16 protein-coding genes and 12 tRNA genes are annotated in these 14821 nt (G+C 43.3%); 1 reads left to right on the top strand and 27 read right to left on the bottom strand.

Annotated elements, in window-relative coordinates:
- Window positions 1–173 precede the first annotated feature (173 nt).
- The 13 genes from ACGTN9_RS15125 to ACGTN9_RS15185 form a co-directional block, all read right to left on the bottom strand.
- Window positions 174–250 (bottom strand) — tRNA-Ile (locus ACGTN9_RS15125).
- A 91-nt stretch (window positions 251–341) separates the two neighbouring features.
- Window positions 342–415, bottom strand: a tRNA-Gly gene (locus ACGTN9_RS15130).
- Window positions 416–444: 29 nt separating this feature from the next.
- A tRNA-Pro gene (locus ACGTN9_RS15135) sits at window positions 445–521 on the bottom strand.
- Between the two features lie 5 nt (window positions 522–526).
- A tRNA-Arg gene (locus ACGTN9_RS15140) sits at window positions 527–603 on the bottom strand.
- A gap of 58 nt (window positions 604–661) precedes the next feature.
- Window positions 662–749, bottom strand: a tRNA-Leu gene (locus ACGTN9_RS15145).
- A 56-nt stretch (window positions 750–805) separates the two neighbouring features.
- Window positions 806–890: transfer RNA gene (locus tag ACGTN9_RS15150), tRNA-Leu, on the bottom strand.
- 6 nt (window positions 891–896) lie between these two features.
- Window positions 897–972: transfer RNA gene (locus ACGTN9_RS15155), tRNA-Lys, on the bottom strand.
- 230 nt (window positions 973–1202) lie between these two features.
- A tRNA-Gln gene (locus ACGTN9_RS15160) sits at window positions 1203–1277 on the bottom strand.
- A gap of 9 nt (window positions 1278–1286) precedes the next feature.
- Window positions 1287–1363 (bottom strand) — tRNA-Asp (locus ACGTN9_RS15165).
- 25 nt (window positions 1364–1388) lie between these two features.
- Window positions 1389–1460 (bottom strand) — tRNA-Glu (locus ACGTN9_RS15170).
- Window positions 1461–1477: 17 nt separating this feature from the next.
- Window positions 1478–1568: transfer RNA gene (locus tag ACGTN9_RS15175), tRNA-Ser, on the bottom strand.
- Between the two features lie 2 nt (window positions 1569–1570).
- A tRNA-Asn gene (locus ACGTN9_RS15180) sits at window positions 1571–1645 on the bottom strand.
- Window positions 1646–1931: 286 nt separating this feature from the next.
- A complete protein-coding gene (locus ACGTN9_RS15185; RefSeq protein ID WP_499594158.1) occupies window positions 1932–2396 on the bottom strand; it encodes a SprT family protein in 465 nt (154 codons plus the stop codon).
- Between the two features lie 78 nt (window positions 2397–2474).
- Here ACGTN9_RS15185 and cmpA point away from each other — a divergent pair, with 78 nt between their 5' ends.
- A complete protein-coding gene (gene cmpA / locus ACGTN9_RS15190) occupies window positions 2475–2585 on the top strand; it encodes a cortex morphogenetic protein CmpA (protein WP_085505089.1) in 111 nt (36 codons plus the stop codon).
- 108 nt (window positions 2586–2693) lie between these two features.
- Here the strand turns inward: cmpA and ACGTN9_RS15195 are convergent, their stop codons facing one another.
- The 14 genes from ACGTN9_RS15195 to ACGTN9_RS15260 all read right to left on the bottom strand — a co-directional run bounded on the left by ACGTN9_RS15195 (window position 2694) and on the right by ACGTN9_RS15260 (window position 14813).
- Window positions 2694–4862 (bottom strand): Tex family protein, encoded by a 2169-nt coding sequence (locus tag ACGTN9_RS15195; RefSeq protein WP_499594160.1) that lies wholly within the window; start codon window positions 4860–4862, stop codon window positions 2694–2696.
- Window positions 4863–4974: 112 nt separating this feature from the next.
- The gene (locus tag ACGTN9_RS15200) at window positions 4975–5571 is read right to left on the bottom strand and encodes a SpoIIE family protein phosphatase (RefSeq protein WP_499594162.1); all 597 of its coding nucleotides are present in this window, start codon (window positions 5569–5571) and stop codon (window positions 4975–4977) included.
- Entirely contained in the window at window positions 5568–6359 is a 792-nt protein-coding gene (sigB, locus tag ACGTN9_RS15205) for an RNA polymerase sigma factor SigB (RefSeq protein WP_093046715.1), read from the bottom strand. The genes ACGTN9_RS15200 and sigB overlap by 4 nt, the downstream gene beginning before the upstream one ends.
- Window positions 6331–6807, bottom strand: coding sequence for an anti-sigma B factor RsbW (gene rsbW, locus ACGTN9_RS15210; RefSeq protein ID WP_028785214.1), 477 nt, complete (start codon window positions 6805–6807; stop codon window positions 6331–6333). Before rsbW ends, sigB begins: the two co-directional genes overlap by 29 nt.
- A gap of 2 nt (window positions 6808–6809) precedes the next feature.
- Window positions 6810–7139, bottom strand: coding sequence for an STAS domain-containing protein (locus ACGTN9_RS15215; RefSeq protein WP_028785213.1), 330 nt, complete (start codon window positions 7137–7139; stop codon window positions 6810–6812).
- Window positions 7140–7203: 64 nt separating this feature from the next.
- Window positions 7204–8214: a PP2C family protein-serine/threonine phosphatase gene (locus tag ACGTN9_RS15220; RefSeq protein WP_093046713.1), complete on the bottom strand. Its 1011-nt coding sequence runs from the start codon at window positions 8212–8214 to the stop codon at window positions 7204–7206.
- A gap of 14 nt (window positions 8215–8228) precedes the next feature.
- Complete coding sequence (locus tag ACGTN9_RS15225; protein ID WP_093046712.1) at window positions 8229–8630, bottom strand: anti-sigma regulatory factor; 402 nt, start codon at window positions 8628–8630, stop codon at window positions 8229–8231.
- 4 nt (window positions 8631–8634) lie between these two features.
- Window positions 8635–8991 (bottom strand): STAS domain-containing protein, encoded by a 357-nt coding sequence (locus tag ACGTN9_RS15230; RefSeq protein WP_028785210.1) that lies wholly within the window; start codon window positions 8989–8991, stop codon window positions 8635–8637.
- A gap of 5 nt (window positions 8992–8996) precedes the next feature.
- Window positions 8997–9866, bottom strand: coding sequence for an RsbT co-antagonist protein RsbRA (rsbRA, locus tag ACGTN9_RS15235; protein ID WP_499594166.1), 870 nt, complete (start codon window positions 9864–9866; stop codon window positions 8997–8999).
- A gap of 255 nt (window positions 9867–10121) precedes the next feature.
- Window positions 10122–10472 carry a type II toxin-antitoxin system PemK/MazF family toxin gene (locus tag ACGTN9_RS15240; protein ID WP_028785208.1) on the bottom strand — a complete coding sequence of 117 codons (351 nt, stop codon included), beginning with the start codon at window positions 10470–10472 and terminating at the stop codon, window positions 10122–10124.
- Between the two features lie 4 nt (window positions 10473–10476).
- Complete coding sequence (locus ACGTN9_RS15245) at window positions 10477–10758, bottom strand: antitoxin (protein ID WP_093046709.1); 282 nt, start codon at window positions 10756–10758, stop codon at window positions 10477–10479.
- A 162-nt stretch (window positions 10759–10920) separates the two neighbouring features.
- A complete protein-coding gene (alr, locus tag ACGTN9_RS15250) occupies window positions 10921–12081 on the bottom strand; it encodes an alanine racemase (RefSeq protein WP_499594168.1) in 1161 nt (386 codons plus the stop codon).
- Between the two features lie 145 nt (window positions 12082–12226).
- Window positions 12227–13243: a LolA family protein gene (locus ACGTN9_RS15255; protein WP_499594170.1), complete on the bottom strand. Its 1017-nt coding sequence runs from the start codon at window positions 13241–13243 to the stop codon at window positions 12227–12229.
- Between the two features lie 52 nt (window positions 13244–13295).
- A complete protein-coding gene (locus tag ACGTN9_RS15260; RefSeq protein WP_499594172.1) occupies window positions 13296–14813 on the bottom strand; it encodes an NAD(P)H-hydrate dehydratase in 1518 nt (505 codons plus the stop codon).
- Between the last annotated feature and the right edge of the window lie 8 nt (window positions 14814–14821).

Genomic DNA, 14821 nt, shown 5'->3' on the forward strand with positions numbered 1-14821 from the left:
TGTATTAGGCACGCCGCCAGCGTTCGTCCTGAGCCAGGATCAAACTCTCCATAAAAGTAAAGTTTGACTTGCTCATGTTTGCACTGCTAAAGTGCGTTGTTTTATTTCCTCATATAATGAAGAAATTGAATTGACGTACTGGTTGGTTCGTTCAGTTTTCAAAGATCAAATCATGGTGGGCCTGAGTGGACTTGAACCACCGACCTCACGCTTATCAGGCGTGCGCTCTGACCAACTGAGCTACAGGCCCCAATTAATACAATAAGATTAATGGAGTGCTTACAGCACACGATTGATTTTTACAGTGAAACAAATCCATCGTAGTGAAAAAATTGGATTAATGGAGCGGGTGATGGGAATCGAACCCACATCATCAGCTTGGAAGGCTGAGGTTTTACCACTAAACTACACCCGCATTATATATAATTGAAAATGTTACATCGATGGTCGGGAAGACAGGATTCGAACCTGCGACCCCTTGGTCCCAAACCAAGTGCTCTACCAAGCTGAGCTACTTCCCGTAGAATGGCGCGCCCGAGAGGAGTCGAACCCCTAACCTTCTGATCCGTAGTCAGACGCTCTATCCAATTGAGCTACGGGCGCTTAATAAAGCGACATCTTCTAATATAACATTTATTCAAGTTTAAGTCAATACTTTTTTTGGTGCGGCCGAGAGGACTTGAACCTCCACGGGGTGAACCCCCACTAGGCCCTCAACCTAGCGCGTCTGCCGATTCCGCCACGACCGCAAGTTTAAAACGAACCGGAAACAAACTAAAACGCTGTGCATGACAGCAAAAATAAATGGTGCGGGTGGAGGGAGTCGAACCCCCACGCCGTAAGGCACTAGATCCTAAGTCTAGCGTGTCTGCCAGTTCCACCACACCCGCATGAAATGGTGAGCCATGAAGGATTCGAACCTTCGACCCTCTGATTAAAAGTCAGATGCTCTACCAACTGAGCTAATGGCTCATTAATTAAATAAGTATTACAATCAAGCTGAGCGTTATGCTCGTCGTGTTGCTAGCTAATTCAGGTGATGCCTCACTCCTCGCAAAGCCTACAATGATGTAGTTCAAGGAAGTTTACGGCTTCTCTACCAACTGAGCTAATGGCTCATTATTAATTGTCTTAAAAAAGCGACATTAACTATTATATGAACTTCACAAAATAAAGTCAATGGTAAATTTTGAAATAAAAAATGGCTGGGCCAGCTGGATTCGAACCAGCGCATGACGGAATCAAAATCCGCTGCCTTACCGCTTGGCTATGGCCCAAACACAAAATGGCGGTCCGGACGGGACTCGAACCCGCGACCTCCTGCGTGACAGGCAGGCATTCTAACCAACTGAACTACCGGACCTATGTAATTTAAGATAATAAGGAAGTGACCCGTACGGGATTCGAACCCGTGTTACCGCCGTGAAAGGGCGGTGTCTTAACCACTTGACCAACGGGCCATTTTAACAAAATAAAATGGCGGAGAAGGAGGGATTTGAACCCTCGCGCCGCTTACGCGACCTACACCCTTAGCAGGGGCGCCTCTTCAGCCACTTGAGTACTTCTCCACTGGCTCCACCGGTAGGATTCGAACCTACGACCAATCGGTTAACAGCCGATTGCTCTACCACTGAGCTACGGTGGAATAATGTTATTAAGTTAACCATTTAGCTATAACCTTAATAATGTGCTCGTCATTCACTGCTTATGCATGTCTTTCTTAATGAAAGAGTGTTGGTGAACTCCTCGCAAAGCTTACTTCGAAGATCATTCGATGAGGTTGGCTTCGCTATGGTAAAACGAAACAACAGCGACGTTAAATATATTATAATATTTAACCAGGCTTGTCAAACACTTTTTCGAAATGAATGATGTGTTTTTTTGCTCGTTTTTTTAAGGCTTATTTAATTTAACACGGGCGATAGATTTCGTCAATATTTCTTGTCATGTTTTTTTAATTTTCCACGACATTTTCCACAACGGTACCGCTTCGTGTCGACTCTTCTCACTCTTGCATAGGATTGACCGCATTTTTCACAATAATAATGATGTTTTCTTTTAGGCCTTTGGGAAGGAAGTTGTGAGCAGAAACGCGGCGATCCGGTACGTTTCAGCAACTGGCGGAACTCAGGGTCCCGGTGCTTGTATCCTTTTCCTTCAATATGCAGATGATAATGGCATAGCTCGTGCTTGATGATTCCTATGAACTCTTCTTCCCCTATTTCCTGTAAGAATTTAGGGTTCAATTCAATCGTCCGTTTGGCAGGAATATATCTTCCTCCTGTAGTCCGGAGCCTGGTATTGAAACATACATGATCAAGAAACGGTTTGTTAAAGTATTTCTCTGATATTTGATGGGTCAATTCTTCCAATTGAGCCTGGTCTAATTCCACCATATAGTCACACCACCTATACTACTTGCATATCTTATCATAGCAACTTTTATTTTTTCATCAAGGAGGTTTGCAAACCAAATGCCTGGCTGGTTAAAAAAACAGATGGCAAATGCTTTTTATCATAAAGATAAGTATCAAATAAAAATGCTCAATCAATGTTGGTTCTTTTACAAAAAAGAATATAAATAAAAGATACCAGAAACGGATACATCCTGGTATCTTTTACGTTTAACTTTGTTAAAGAAAAACACGAAGGCTTCACCATAAGGACTTGGCGACAAGCCAGGTTTTTCTATATTATTTATTTACCATTGTTAATGCAATCCTCTGCTTATCTACATCTACTTTTTCCACCCAGACGGTTACTACGTCCCCAACCGCTACCACGTCCATCGGGTGTTTGACAAACTTATTGGATAGCTTGGATATATGGACAAGTCCATCTTGTTTGACCCCGATATCAACGAAAGCACCAAAATCCACTACGTTACGAACTGTTCCCTCTAATTCCATTCCTTCTTCCAAATCCTCCATGGCGAGTACATTCTTTTTCAGCAATGGCTTAGGTAAATCATCTCGAGGGTCCCGGCCAGGCTGAGCCAATGCTTTGATGATATCCTGCAATGTAGGCAGACCGATATGGAGCTTTTCTGCTGTCTCCTCCGTTTCCATCCCTTTCAAAGCATCGGCAAGCTGCTTCGTACCTAAATCCTTCTCACTGCTTCCGACCATTTGTAATAAATCCCGGGCTGCCTGATAACTTTCCGGGTGGATCGGGGTACGATCCAGAGGTTCATCGCCATCCAGCACTCGCAAGAAACCGATACCTTGTTCATAGGTTTTGGCTCCAAGCCTTGGAATTTTCTTCAGTTGTTTTCTATTGGTAAACTTGCCAAGCTCTTCCCGCTGTTTAACCACATTGTTTGCTACTGTCTTGCTTAAACCTGAAACATATTGAAGCAAGGAGCTTGAAGCTGTATTGACATTCACACCTACCTGGTTTACTGCTGTTTCTACGACAAAGGTCAATGATCCTTTCAGTTTTTTCTGTGTGACATCGTGCTGGTATTGGCCAACACCAATCGATTGTGGATCAATTTTAACCAGCTCCGCCAATGGGTCTTGTACCCGACGGGCGATAGAAATCGCACTTCGTTCTTCCACCTGCAGTTCCGGAAACTCTTCCCGAGCCAATGGGGAAGCTGAATAGACACTTGCTCCCGCTTCGTTGACAATCATATAAGCAATGTCGAGATTATGCTTTTGGATCATGTCGGCAATGAACTGTTCTGTTTCTCTGGAAGCTGTTCCATTTCCAATAGCTATCAATTCAATAGGATGCTTTTCTAAAAATGAGAGCAATATTTTTTCTGCACCTTTTGTGTCATTCCTTGGTGGGGTAGGGTACATGACAGAAACTCCATGGACCTTCCCGGTTTCGTCAATGACCCCCAGCTTACACCCCGTACGATAGGCTGGGTCTACACCCAGAACTGTTTTACCCTTTAATGGCGGCTGCAGCAGCAGGCTGCGCAAATTTTGGGAAAAGACTTCAATCGCTTGTTCTTCTGCTTTTTCAGAAAGGCTGTTGCGGATCTCCCTTTCCACCGAAGGCTCAATCAGGCGTTTATACCCGTCCTGAATAGCAGAAGCTAAAAAATCACGTAAATCATGTGCTGTAGAATTACGAATGACTTTACGTTCCAGATAAGTGATGATGCTTTCTTCGGGAGGATTTATAGAAACTTTAATAATCCCTTCTTTTTCTCCCCGGTTCAAAGCCAGCACACGGTGGGAAACGATCGCACGTACCGGTTCCTGGTAATCATAATACATTTCGAAAACGCCTTTTTCATCAGCTTCTGCATCCTTGGCTGCGGACTTGATCGTACCTGACTGAAAGGTTTTTTGCCGGATATTCTCCCGGTATTCAGGATCATCAGCAATCCACTCTGCAATGATGTCATTGACTCCAGCCAGGACATCTTCTGCCGTATGTAGCTCGTTTTCTTCGGAGATATACGCCGAAGCTTCTCCGGCAAGGTCCATTGTTTTTTGGGTCCATACTTGTTCCGCTAACGGTTCCAACCCTTTTTCTTTAGCAACAGTAGCACGAGTACGGCGTTTTTGTTTATAGGGACGGTATAAGTCCTCTACCTTTTGAAGCTGTGATGCTTGTTCTATATCTTTGCGCAGTTCGTCTGTGAGTTTCCCTTGTTCTTCGATCAGACGAATTACTTCCTCTTTTCGCTGGTTCAAATTCTGAACATAGTTCCACTTATCTTCAATGGCTTTAATTTGAACTTCGTCCAGCCCGCCAGTCATTTCTTTTCGGTATCTGGCTATGAATGGTACGGTGTTTCCTTCAGCAAGCATATCAATTACTTGCTGTACAGCTTTTTCAGCAACATTTGCTTCTTTGGCCACCCATGCTGCCGGTGACGTTTTTACACTTTGTTCACTCAACGCGCAACCTCCTCAAACAATACATATCTTCTCCATTCTAACAAACTTCAACGATAAATTTCTGCCCTGACTAAAAAGGACCCTATCCCTGGCAAAGTGAGATAAGGCCCTTTTAATCATATTTCATGGCAATTAGCGTCGTATCATCATCACGGACATCACCATTTTCAATTTCATACTGTTTCACAATTCGATCAACATCGAAATCATGAAATAATTTGGATGAAAGCTGGCGTTCATTCACACCATCGGAGAACATAATGAACACTAAACCGCGTTCCAGTTTCCCGTAGACGACACGCAATTTTTTCGGATAACCAGTGAGATAACCGGCTAACGGTATGTTGCGCTTCTTTCGGCCTTCACTTGTCACCGTCATGATTCCAATATTACCAATAGAGGAATAGGAATAGGTCTCAGTAGGAAAATCAATCTTCAATATGCCCAGGACTACCCCACGTTTGCTCATTAGCGCCTCGTTGCATTTTTTGATTAAGGCTTCGATAGACAGGTCTGGATAGTCTTCAATGACATCCATGACAGCTTGGGAAGATTCTTTGGCTAGTTCCCCACTGCCAAGACCGTCTGCTATCGCGCAAACAAATGATTTATCCGTTTCTTTATAGTAATAACTGTCCCCGCAATAATAATTTCCCTTTTTAGGCTTTTGATACGTTGCAATTTTCACATGACGTACTTCATTACTCAATAGAAAGCCTCCGAAGATTCGGATTGCAGGGCTTCACGGAGTTTCCTTAGCGCTCGGCGCTGTAGCCTGGATACATGCATCTGGGAAATTCCCAATTGCTCACCAGTATCCTTCTGGCTCATATTTTCAAAATAGGTACACTGAAGAATTTCTTGTTCGCGTTCTGATAAGATAGGAAGCACTTTCTCTAAAAGCATCTGCTGATCAATTTGATCATAGCCGGACTCCTGATTGCCGATTAAATCTAAAATCGTCACGGTGCTGCCATCCGAATCTGCTTCGATTTTCCGATCAACAGACAAGGCTTTGTAGCTTTTGCCCATTTCCATCGTTTCCAACACGTCTTCTTCAGATACCTCTAAATATTCAGCGATCTCTAATACAGAAGGTGAACGCTGTAATTGAGTGGTTAATTCTTCCGCTGCTTTTTTAATTTTCGGTCCTAATTCTTTAATTCGTCTCGGTACATGCACACTCCAGGTTTTATCACGGATAAAACGCTTGATTTCACCTATAATCGTTGGAATGGCGAAGGATTCAAATGATTTTCCGAAAGACGGATCATACCTGCGAATAGCTGCCAACAGACCTAACATCCCAACTTGAGCAAGGTCTTCATGAATCGAGCTGTTTTTTGAATATTTTCTAGCTATAGATTCAACCAGGTCCTTATATGCTAATACCACTTTTTCTTGGACTTCTTCATCTCTAGGGTTTTCCTGGAGATAAGCAATCCATTGGTATACTTCATCTTCTCCTTTATTGTGTTGTTGAGATCTGGTCGCCATCTTGACCCACCTCATTTTCAGATAGATACTTTGTCATAAGTACTATGACTCCATATCTGCTGCTGATTTCCACCTTATCCATCAAGGCGTCAATCAAAAACAACCCGAAGCCTCCTTCACGCAGGTCTTCGATAGCATCATTTTGTTGGTAAGGACCGATATCTTCTTTAACATTGGAGAGATCAAAGCTTCCACCATGGTCTGCTACCATGATTTCCAGGCGATCACTGTATACGCCGAATCCGATGGTGATTTCCCCTTCATCTGTTTCCTTATAGGCATGTTTAACAGCATTGGTAATCGCTTCTGAAATGGCGACTTTCAAATCTTCAATATCTTCATAAGAAAAACCCATACGATTGGCTATACCTGAAGTGCTCAACCTCACCACACCTACATACTCAGGCTTAGCAGGCACCTTCACTTCAACAAAATCAAATGGTTCCATAGTTAAATTCCACCTTGTACTGTAGAGTCGATGTTCATGATCTCGGTAAGCCCGGTGATTTTGAACAGACGGTGCACACGCTCTTGCATATGAACCAGCTTCAATTCGGAATCATGTTCTTTGGTTGACTTCAAAGCACTGATGAAAACACCAAGGCCGGTACTATCCATATAGTTGACATTATTCAGGTCAACTTCCACTGTTTTACCTTCTTCTTTTGTCAGTGGTAATAGTTCTTCTTTCAGTTTCGGAGCGGTAAACGCATCGATTTCTCCTGAAAGGCTTACCACTGATTTATGTTCTTTATTCGTTACATCTATCGTTAAGTTCAATTAACTCATCCTCCTAATTTAGAAAATGGTGCATCAGATGACATTTACCCACAATAAAGGTGTGTTAAACATCTCTTCTAAGTACCACGAGGGTAAAATCGTCCCTTAACTGAAAATCCTGTAACTTTTCAAAATGCTTGTACACTTGTTCCACCATTTCCTGAGCTGGTAAATGCATATATTCCTTAATGATTTCAAGCACTTCTTCCGGCTCTATGAATCGGTCGCCCTGTCGGCATTCCGTTACGCCATCGGTCAACATGATGATCATATCACCAGGATCAACCTGCTTTTCATTTTGAGGATATTCTGCATCTTTGGTAACCCCGAGCACAAGTCCCGGAGCATCCATTTCGGAGAACTCCCCTTGTTCATGGTGGTAATAATACCCTGGCTCATGTCCAGCAGATGAATAATAGAACTTATGATCTTTCGGATCATACAACCCATAGAACATAGTAATGAACATGCTGGAATCGACATTACGTTCCACCACTCGGTTTAAGCTTTCTAAAATAACACTGGGTTCCATACGCTTATGGGGAAAACTGTCCATGGAATATTTGATCATAGACATACATAGCGCTGCTGGAACCCCTTTACCAATTACGTCTGCGATACCGATTCCCAAGGAACCTTCCTGGTCCTGGACAAAATGATGATAATCTCCATTCATCTGTTTAGCAGGTACGCTGATAGCTCCAATATCTATTCCATCGAAATCGGGTTTGTTTGTAGAAAGCAATGTCTTCTGCATATTAGCAGCTACCGATAATTCGGATTTCAACTCAAGCTGCTTTTCTCTTAAAGCTTGATGTTCTTGATATGCCAGCCCATAAGAAATCATAGTTTCAAGAAGGAAATTCATTGAAGCCTGGATATCAGCAGGCATTTCAGGGTATATTTCCTGTAACGACTGTACATGTATATTAATGATTTCTTCTGGCGAAATATTGTGCTGCATCGAGTGTTTACTAAATTGTTCAGCTTGATATAAGGCTTGTTCATCTTTAGTTCTAATATATTCTTTCAATAGTTCTTTATAATTTTCAAGGTCAAGCTTCAAGGTGCTCATCGTTTAAACCTCCTTTAACGGAGCCATTTTACAACTTTAATTTCTGTGCCTCTCCCTTGCTCTGAGACAATATCAAATTCATCCATCAACCTTTTGACGCCAGGAAGCCCTGCTCCGAGTCCCCCAGAGGTAGAAAAACCATCTTCCATTACCTGGCTCAATTCTTCGATGCCAGGCCCCTCATCTACTGCGATGATACTTAACCCTTTATGGTTCATATCATCAATGGCCTCAAAACAAACCTTTCCACTTCCTGCATATAAATATATATTTCTTGCTAATTCTGAAATGGCAGTCGCGATACGCGCTTGGTCGACCGTACCGAAGCCGATCTTTTTAGCGATGTCCCGTCCCAATTGACGAGCTCCAACTATATCCCATTCCTTTTTAATATTGACACAGGATTGGAAGTCCATTCGCTTATTCCTCCAATTCCTGACGAAGTTTGATCAACCCTTGTTCTAAGTCTAATGCCGTCGGTACATCCTGCATGTGAATTCCAAGGTCGATCAACGTCATCGCAACAGCTGGCTGAATGCCAGTCAATACAACTTTGGCGCCCATCAGATCTGACATGGTAACTACATCACCCAGTACTTTCGCGATGAATGAGTCGATGATATCTACCGAAGTCAAATCGATAACAACACCAGTAGCCCCACTGGAGTGGATTTTATTTAATAAATCTTCTTGAAATTGAATGGCTGTCTGGTCATCCAAATCAATCTGAATAGAGATCAGCAAGTAATTATGAAGCTTTAAAATAGGAATTCTCACAGCCTTCACTCCCCATCTAATGAATCGATTAGTTTTTCAATGCTTTCGTCCTTTTCCTCTGTGGCAACTATCTTACGATTGGTAAGTTCAAGCGCGGATTGGAACCCTTTACGCAACGAACTTTTTGTAGGGAACTTCGTCAAATCAATCCCCAGGTTTACAATTGTCTGGGCAATTTCAGGACGGATACCTACTAAAATACAAGTAGATCCAATCAGCCTTACCGCTTCGGCTGCCTGGATGATATGGTGGGCAACCATAGTGTCTACCACCGGCACCCCTGTAATATCAATCAGCACGACATCTGCATGGTGTTTGATGACTCCATCCAACAAGTTCTCCATGATCAGCTTCGCGCGTTCAGTATCAATCGTACCGATCAATGGCATAACCGTAATATTTTCCATAACAGGAATCAACGGGGCGGATAACTCTTGCAGAGCCACACGTTGCAAGGAAACAATATGTTCCCAGCTGCCGGAGTATTCGTTGACCAGTCTGTTGATGATTGGCCCTACCCAGGCATCCACCTTTTGCATCACTCTGGATAAGTATTCCGAGTCAACTTTGTCTGATTGGCTAAGTATAAAATCAATCGTCACTCTGCGAAACACTTGCATTCCGTCTGTCAGATAACTCAATGGCCAGCCCAAGTTGATCAGCCGTTCTGAAAAATCATCCAACTCAGAGCTCAGCCCCTGGTTTTCAATGCTGGAAAAAATGACGTTCACAAACTCTCTGTTTGTACTTTCGAATAATTCGTCAGAAATAGTGGAAGTGTATTCCTTATTTTTATTACTTTGAACCTCTTCCAGCCACATCTTGACAATATCATTACTATTTTCAAGCACAAGGCTCTTTAATTTGGCATCCATGTTAAACCCCCGCATAATTCACCATTAAATTTTAGTTTATTAAACATTTTCCCATGAATCGTACCCTTAAGCAAATAAAAACATCTTTTTACCCTTTATTGCCATTTATGCAACTTGGTTCGACAGAACTCTACACAACTTATTATGTATCTCTATACTACTATAAACTCATTTGAAATAGAGTTTATTTATAAATAAATGAAAAAGGGAGTTAATGATATACGAAAAAAACCGCCCGTTTACGGAGCGGTTTCATCAAAACGCTATCAAACCAAGACTGATCTGTAACGCCTCATCGACACGTTTCATCATCTTTTCGTCTAATTGCGTTATTTTATCTGTCAGCCTCTGTTTATCAATTGTCCGTATTTGTTCCAGTAATATTACTGAATCTCTTTCAAAACCATATTTTTCAGCATTAATTTCGACATGTGTCGGGAGTTTGGCTTTTTGTATTTGCGCTGTGATGGCAGCCACGATGACTGTAGGACTAAAACGATTGCCGATATCGTTCTGGAGAATGAGCACAGGGCGAACGCCGCCTTGTTCTGACCCCACCACAGGGGATAAATCAGCGAAATATACGTCGCCGCGTTTGACTATCAAATCTTCACACCCCGCTCACTAGGCGTTCTAGGGTGTTCTCCGCCTCCTCTTCAGCCTGAAAAGCTTCCGAAGCTATATTAAGATTGATTTTTGCCATCTCCACGTAGCCGTTTCGCATGGATTCTCTGATATGGCGCTTTTTCTTCTCCCGCAAATACATTTTCGTTGCTTGATACATGAAATCGCTCCAATCCCCGTTCTCGAGTTGAACTACCCCATCTACTTCATTCAACATGCTTTGGGGAAGTTTGATTGTGATTTCCTGCAGATTGTCGGACAAGACCATCCACCTCCACCATCCGCTTTTGTAAAAAACCAGTCTATAATTCCATTTTCATATTACCACTCTATTGGTAGCATTGCAAAGGGCTTCCGGCATTTTTTCCTGAAAATGTGTTTTCCTTAGTATGATCCAGGGTATAGGAATATATTGCCACAATGCATCGATTTAACTCGTCACTGCGTTTTTTACCTCAATGAGCTCCCCGCTGTCATAATAAATTCTTGGAACACGGGAACTGATGATGCATGGAACCTCATAATTGATGGTGTGCAAATAAGCCGCTACTTCATCCATGGAAATTTCTTCATTTCCCTGTCTGCCAATCAACGTAACCTTCTCACCAGTCTCGTAAGGTTGATCAAGTTTGACCATAAACTGATCCATGCAAATTCTTCCTACAATCGGCATACGCTTGCCGGCAATCAGTACATCCATCCCTTGCAACTGTCTGATCCACCCATCTGCATAACCCAGTGGAATGGTGCCAATCCATTCATCTTCTTTCGCGCAATAGGTGGCTCCATAACTGATGCAGTCCCCTTTTTTCACCTGCTTGACATGAACTAGTCTGCTGTGGAGGGAAAAGGCAGGTTGAAGCTCAATCGGCCGTTCAGCTTTTACCACTGGAGATGGATATAGGCCATATAAACTGATTCCAAATCGGAGCATATCTTCCTGCTGTCCGGGAAAGCGTAAACTTGTTGCACTATTACTGGAATGGAAGACAATCGGTTTCGGCCAAACCTTTTCTATATATGTCCTCATATCCTTATATAAACGCTGCTGACGCTCAAAATAAACAAAATCTTCCTCATCTGCCGTAGCAAAGTGGGTAAATACCCCTTCCAGTAATAAACGATCATCATCAAGCTCCGCTAACAGGCTTTCCAATTCATCCAGGGTACGTATTCCTACCCTTCCCATCCCTGTATCCCATTTCATGTGCAATTTCAGGGGGCTAGGCAATTCCAGCCTTTTCACTTCCTGTATCCATTCCTTTTGAAAAAAGGTTACTGCAATATCATGCGCAGCAGCAATGGGGGCATCCTGGCTTCTGATCCATCCCATTACCAGAATCGGAGCAGTGATGCCATGTTCCCTGAGCCGCAACGCTTCATCAAGCAGGGAGACTGCGAGGGCGTCGGCTCCAGCATCTAGAGCCGCCCCGGCAACTTGAACATCGCCATGCCCATATGCGTTTGCTTTAACGACGGCAAATATCTTTTTTTCGTTCGGAATATGCTTTCTTAATTGTTGGATATTATGCGAAATCGCGTCCAGGCGGATTTCCACCCAGGAATCACGATAAAAAGTTTCGATTGCCAAGGCTGTGTTCTCCTCTCAAATTCCTTTCATCTATTATTGAATGATGACACCGCCCTGTCAAACCAATCGTACTATTGCACCTAACCCGTCCCTTGACTATCCGTCAAAAAATAAAAGCAGACCCACTGAGCCTGCCCAACAAAGATTATTTTTCTGCCTGCTCATAGACAGAACTTGCCACTGCAATCATTTCTTCTTTCGTCAATGATTCACTGGCCAAGCGGAAGTTCATTCCTTTATAATTCCATTCCAGCATATTTTCACTTTGTGCTCCGACGGTAAAACCTAAATTGACAGGTTCCCCCTGAACAGGAACGACATCTGAAGTGCTCACTGTCTGAACTTCTGCTTGTTCTTCAATCAGTGTGAAATTCCTCTCTCCTTCAAAAGTCATGATGACACGTTTTCCATTCTCAAGATCCACTTCTTGTTTTTCAGTCATCTCCGCCCCTAGCTGTTCGGATGGATACCGTACAGTGAACGTTTGATCTTCTTCCATATTCATCACTGGCACTTCACTTTGGACAGCAGCCATGTTCTTTTGCACTTCGAAATCTTCTTCCTTGAATGATGGGTCTTTCGTGAAATTAGAGAATTGGACTTCTACCAATGCTTGCATATCCTGATCATAGACTTTTACAAGCACAGGCTGATAGGATTTCTTCTCAAAATAGATTTCCTGGTAAGGAAGTGATTTGCTATTTTGATAGTTTGTTTTCGTCTTGAACATGTAATAGTCATCCATAACCGTAAAGGTAGACTCCGGATCCTTCATGATGTCCTGGACTAAAGATTCATATAAATAAGGCTGACTGCTGTTTTGCGGCCAATCACTTTGGAATTTAAAACTTTTATTCAATGCTGGAGTCAATACGTAAACGCCGTCTTTATTCTTCAATATGACCTGACTGCCTTCTTCATCCTGATCGTGCTGAAGCTTTACGCGGTAGAAGTCTTTTTTCTTGTGCCATACTTCTATATGATATTTTTGTTCTTCTTTCCCCGTATTCATGGTCATGGTGGCGTTTGTTTTGTAGCCGCTCATCTTCTCGATTTGCTCTTCCAGATTCTGGACCACATCTTCTTTTGATTTTTCTCCACATGCAGTGAGCAGGATGAAGAACAGTGAAGCGAATATGATCAATGCACTACGTTTCTTCATGAATTCAACTCCTTTGTCTCATTTCGAGGACAAAGGGAACGCGCTCACCCGATTAAAATGAAAATGTACGAAAAGATTGGGATAGACCCTCAATAAGGTCAGTTGCTAACAAGTCTGATTGGGAATACTTTTCCCCTGTAAGCAGTTCTGCCGTTTTCCCATGTAGAAAACATCCATTGCATAACGCTTCGGAAATGGACTCCGATTGCATAACCAGCGCAAGCAGAATACCGGACAAGACATCGCCGCTGCCACCCTTAGCCAATCCTGCATTTCCGGATGTTTCTACCACCTGGGTGCCATCAGGTGCCGTAATAATGGTTGCCGGCCCTTTTAAAACTAAATAAACCCCATGGTTGCAAGCAAATCGCCGTCCCCTTTCAAAGGGCCTTGCCAGCAATTCAGGTACTGTAACACCTAACAGACCAGCCATCTCACCAGGATGTGGAGTAAGGATCGTAGGTCGAGTTCGATTCTTCAAGACCTCCAAAATCTCTTTCAGATGATGGAGACCGTCCGCGTCAATCAGTACGGGAACATCGGCTTCTTCCAACACTTGCCTTACGACCTCCTGTGAAGCGTCTGACCTGCCCATCCCCATTCCAAGGGCGACCGCATCATAGCTGGAGAAATCCACATCCAGCCTTCCCGCCAACATACCATTGACTTCTGCAGCATCAACAGCAGTAGCTTCTGGTATATAAGAAGAAACCGTTGGCCAGGCGCTCCCGGGAGACGCCACCGTTGCCAGTCCAGCTCCAGACCGAAGCGCGGCCCGCGCAGAAAGAGCTATCGAACCTGGCATCAGGTAGGAACCTCCAATTAACAGTCCTTTGCCATGTGTTCCTTTATGGGAAAAAGGATTCCGCTTTGGAAGGGATGCTATTGCTTTATGGCTTTCCCATAATGATTGAGAAAGCTTATTCAGTTTCAGAGGCGGCAGGCCGATCTCTACAACCTCCCAATCTCCATAAAATGGAGCGGTATGCTGCAAAAACACACTCATCTTTGGGGCAGCAATGATGCAAGTATAGTCCGCTTGTAAGCCGTCAAAGTCAGTGACGCCTTCGTCAGCTGGTACTCCTGTCGGAATATCAACGGCTATTTTATAAGCTTGCGTTTGATTGACGTAGGCCACAACTTGATCGAATGGAGACTTCAATTTACCTTCGACTCCAATCCCAAGCATGGCATCAATCACCACATCTGCCTGATCCAGCTCACGGAACAATTGATTCACTTCTGTGAAGTGGTCAAGTTCATAACCCGCACCCAGATACAATTGCTTATGAGCCAGAGCATCCCCTTTGATTTTGTCATCAGGGACAAGCTGCCAGGCTTTAACTGTATACCCTTTGTTCAATAATGTACGGGCGATGACGAAACCGTCGCCTCCATTGTTGCCTCCACCAATCAGCACGATAATGTACTGGTCGCTTCGAACGTGCTTTTCTACTTGTCCAGCTACTGCCCGACCGGCGTTTTCCATCAAAAGCTTTCCGTCCATTCCGGCTTCTTCTATTGATTTTCGATCCCAATCGTACATTTCTTTTGCGGTGACAATATACACTATCGTTC

The organism is Halobacillus sp. B23F22_5 (genome assembly GCF_043497085.1).
Classification (GTDB): domain Bacteria; phylum Bacillota; class Bacilli; order Bacillales; family Halobacillaceae; genus Thalassobacillus.

Coding starts and splice junctions, on each gene's coding strand:
- ACGTN9_RS15185 (WP_499594158.1), bottom strand. CDS start 2,396: ATGGTGGAATTAGACCAGGCTCAATTGGAAGAATTGACCCATCAAATA.
- cmpA (WP_085505089.1), top strand. CDS start 2,475: ATGCCTGGCTGGTTAAAAAAACAGATGGCAAATGCTTTTTATCATAAA.
- sigB (WP_093046715.1), bottom strand. CDS start 6,359: ATGGCGACCAGATCTCAACAACACAATAAAGGAGAAGATGAAGTATAC.
- rsbW (WP_028785214.1), bottom strand. CDS start 6,807: ATGGAACCATTTGATTTTGTTGAAGTGAAGGTGCCTGCTAAGCCTGAG.
- ACGTN9_RS15220 (WP_093046713.1), bottom strand. CDS start 8,214: ATGAGCACCTTGAAGCTTGACCTTGAAAATTATAAAGAACTATTGAAA.
- ACGTN9_RS15225 (WP_093046712.1), bottom strand. CDS start 8,630: ATGGACTTCCAATCCTGTGTCAATATTAAAAAGGAATGGGATATAGTT.
- rsbRA (WP_499594166.1), bottom strand. CDS start 9,866: ATGGATGCCAAATTAAAGAGCCTTGTGCTTGAAAATAGTAATGATATT.
- ACGTN9_RS15245 (WP_093046709.1), bottom strand. CDS start 10,758: ATGGTCTTGTCCGACAATCTGCAGGAAATCACAATCAAACTTCCCCAA.
- ACGTN9_RS15255 (WP_499594170.1), bottom strand. CDS start 13,243: ATGAAGAAACGTAGTGCATTGATCATATTCGCTTCACTGTTCTTCATC.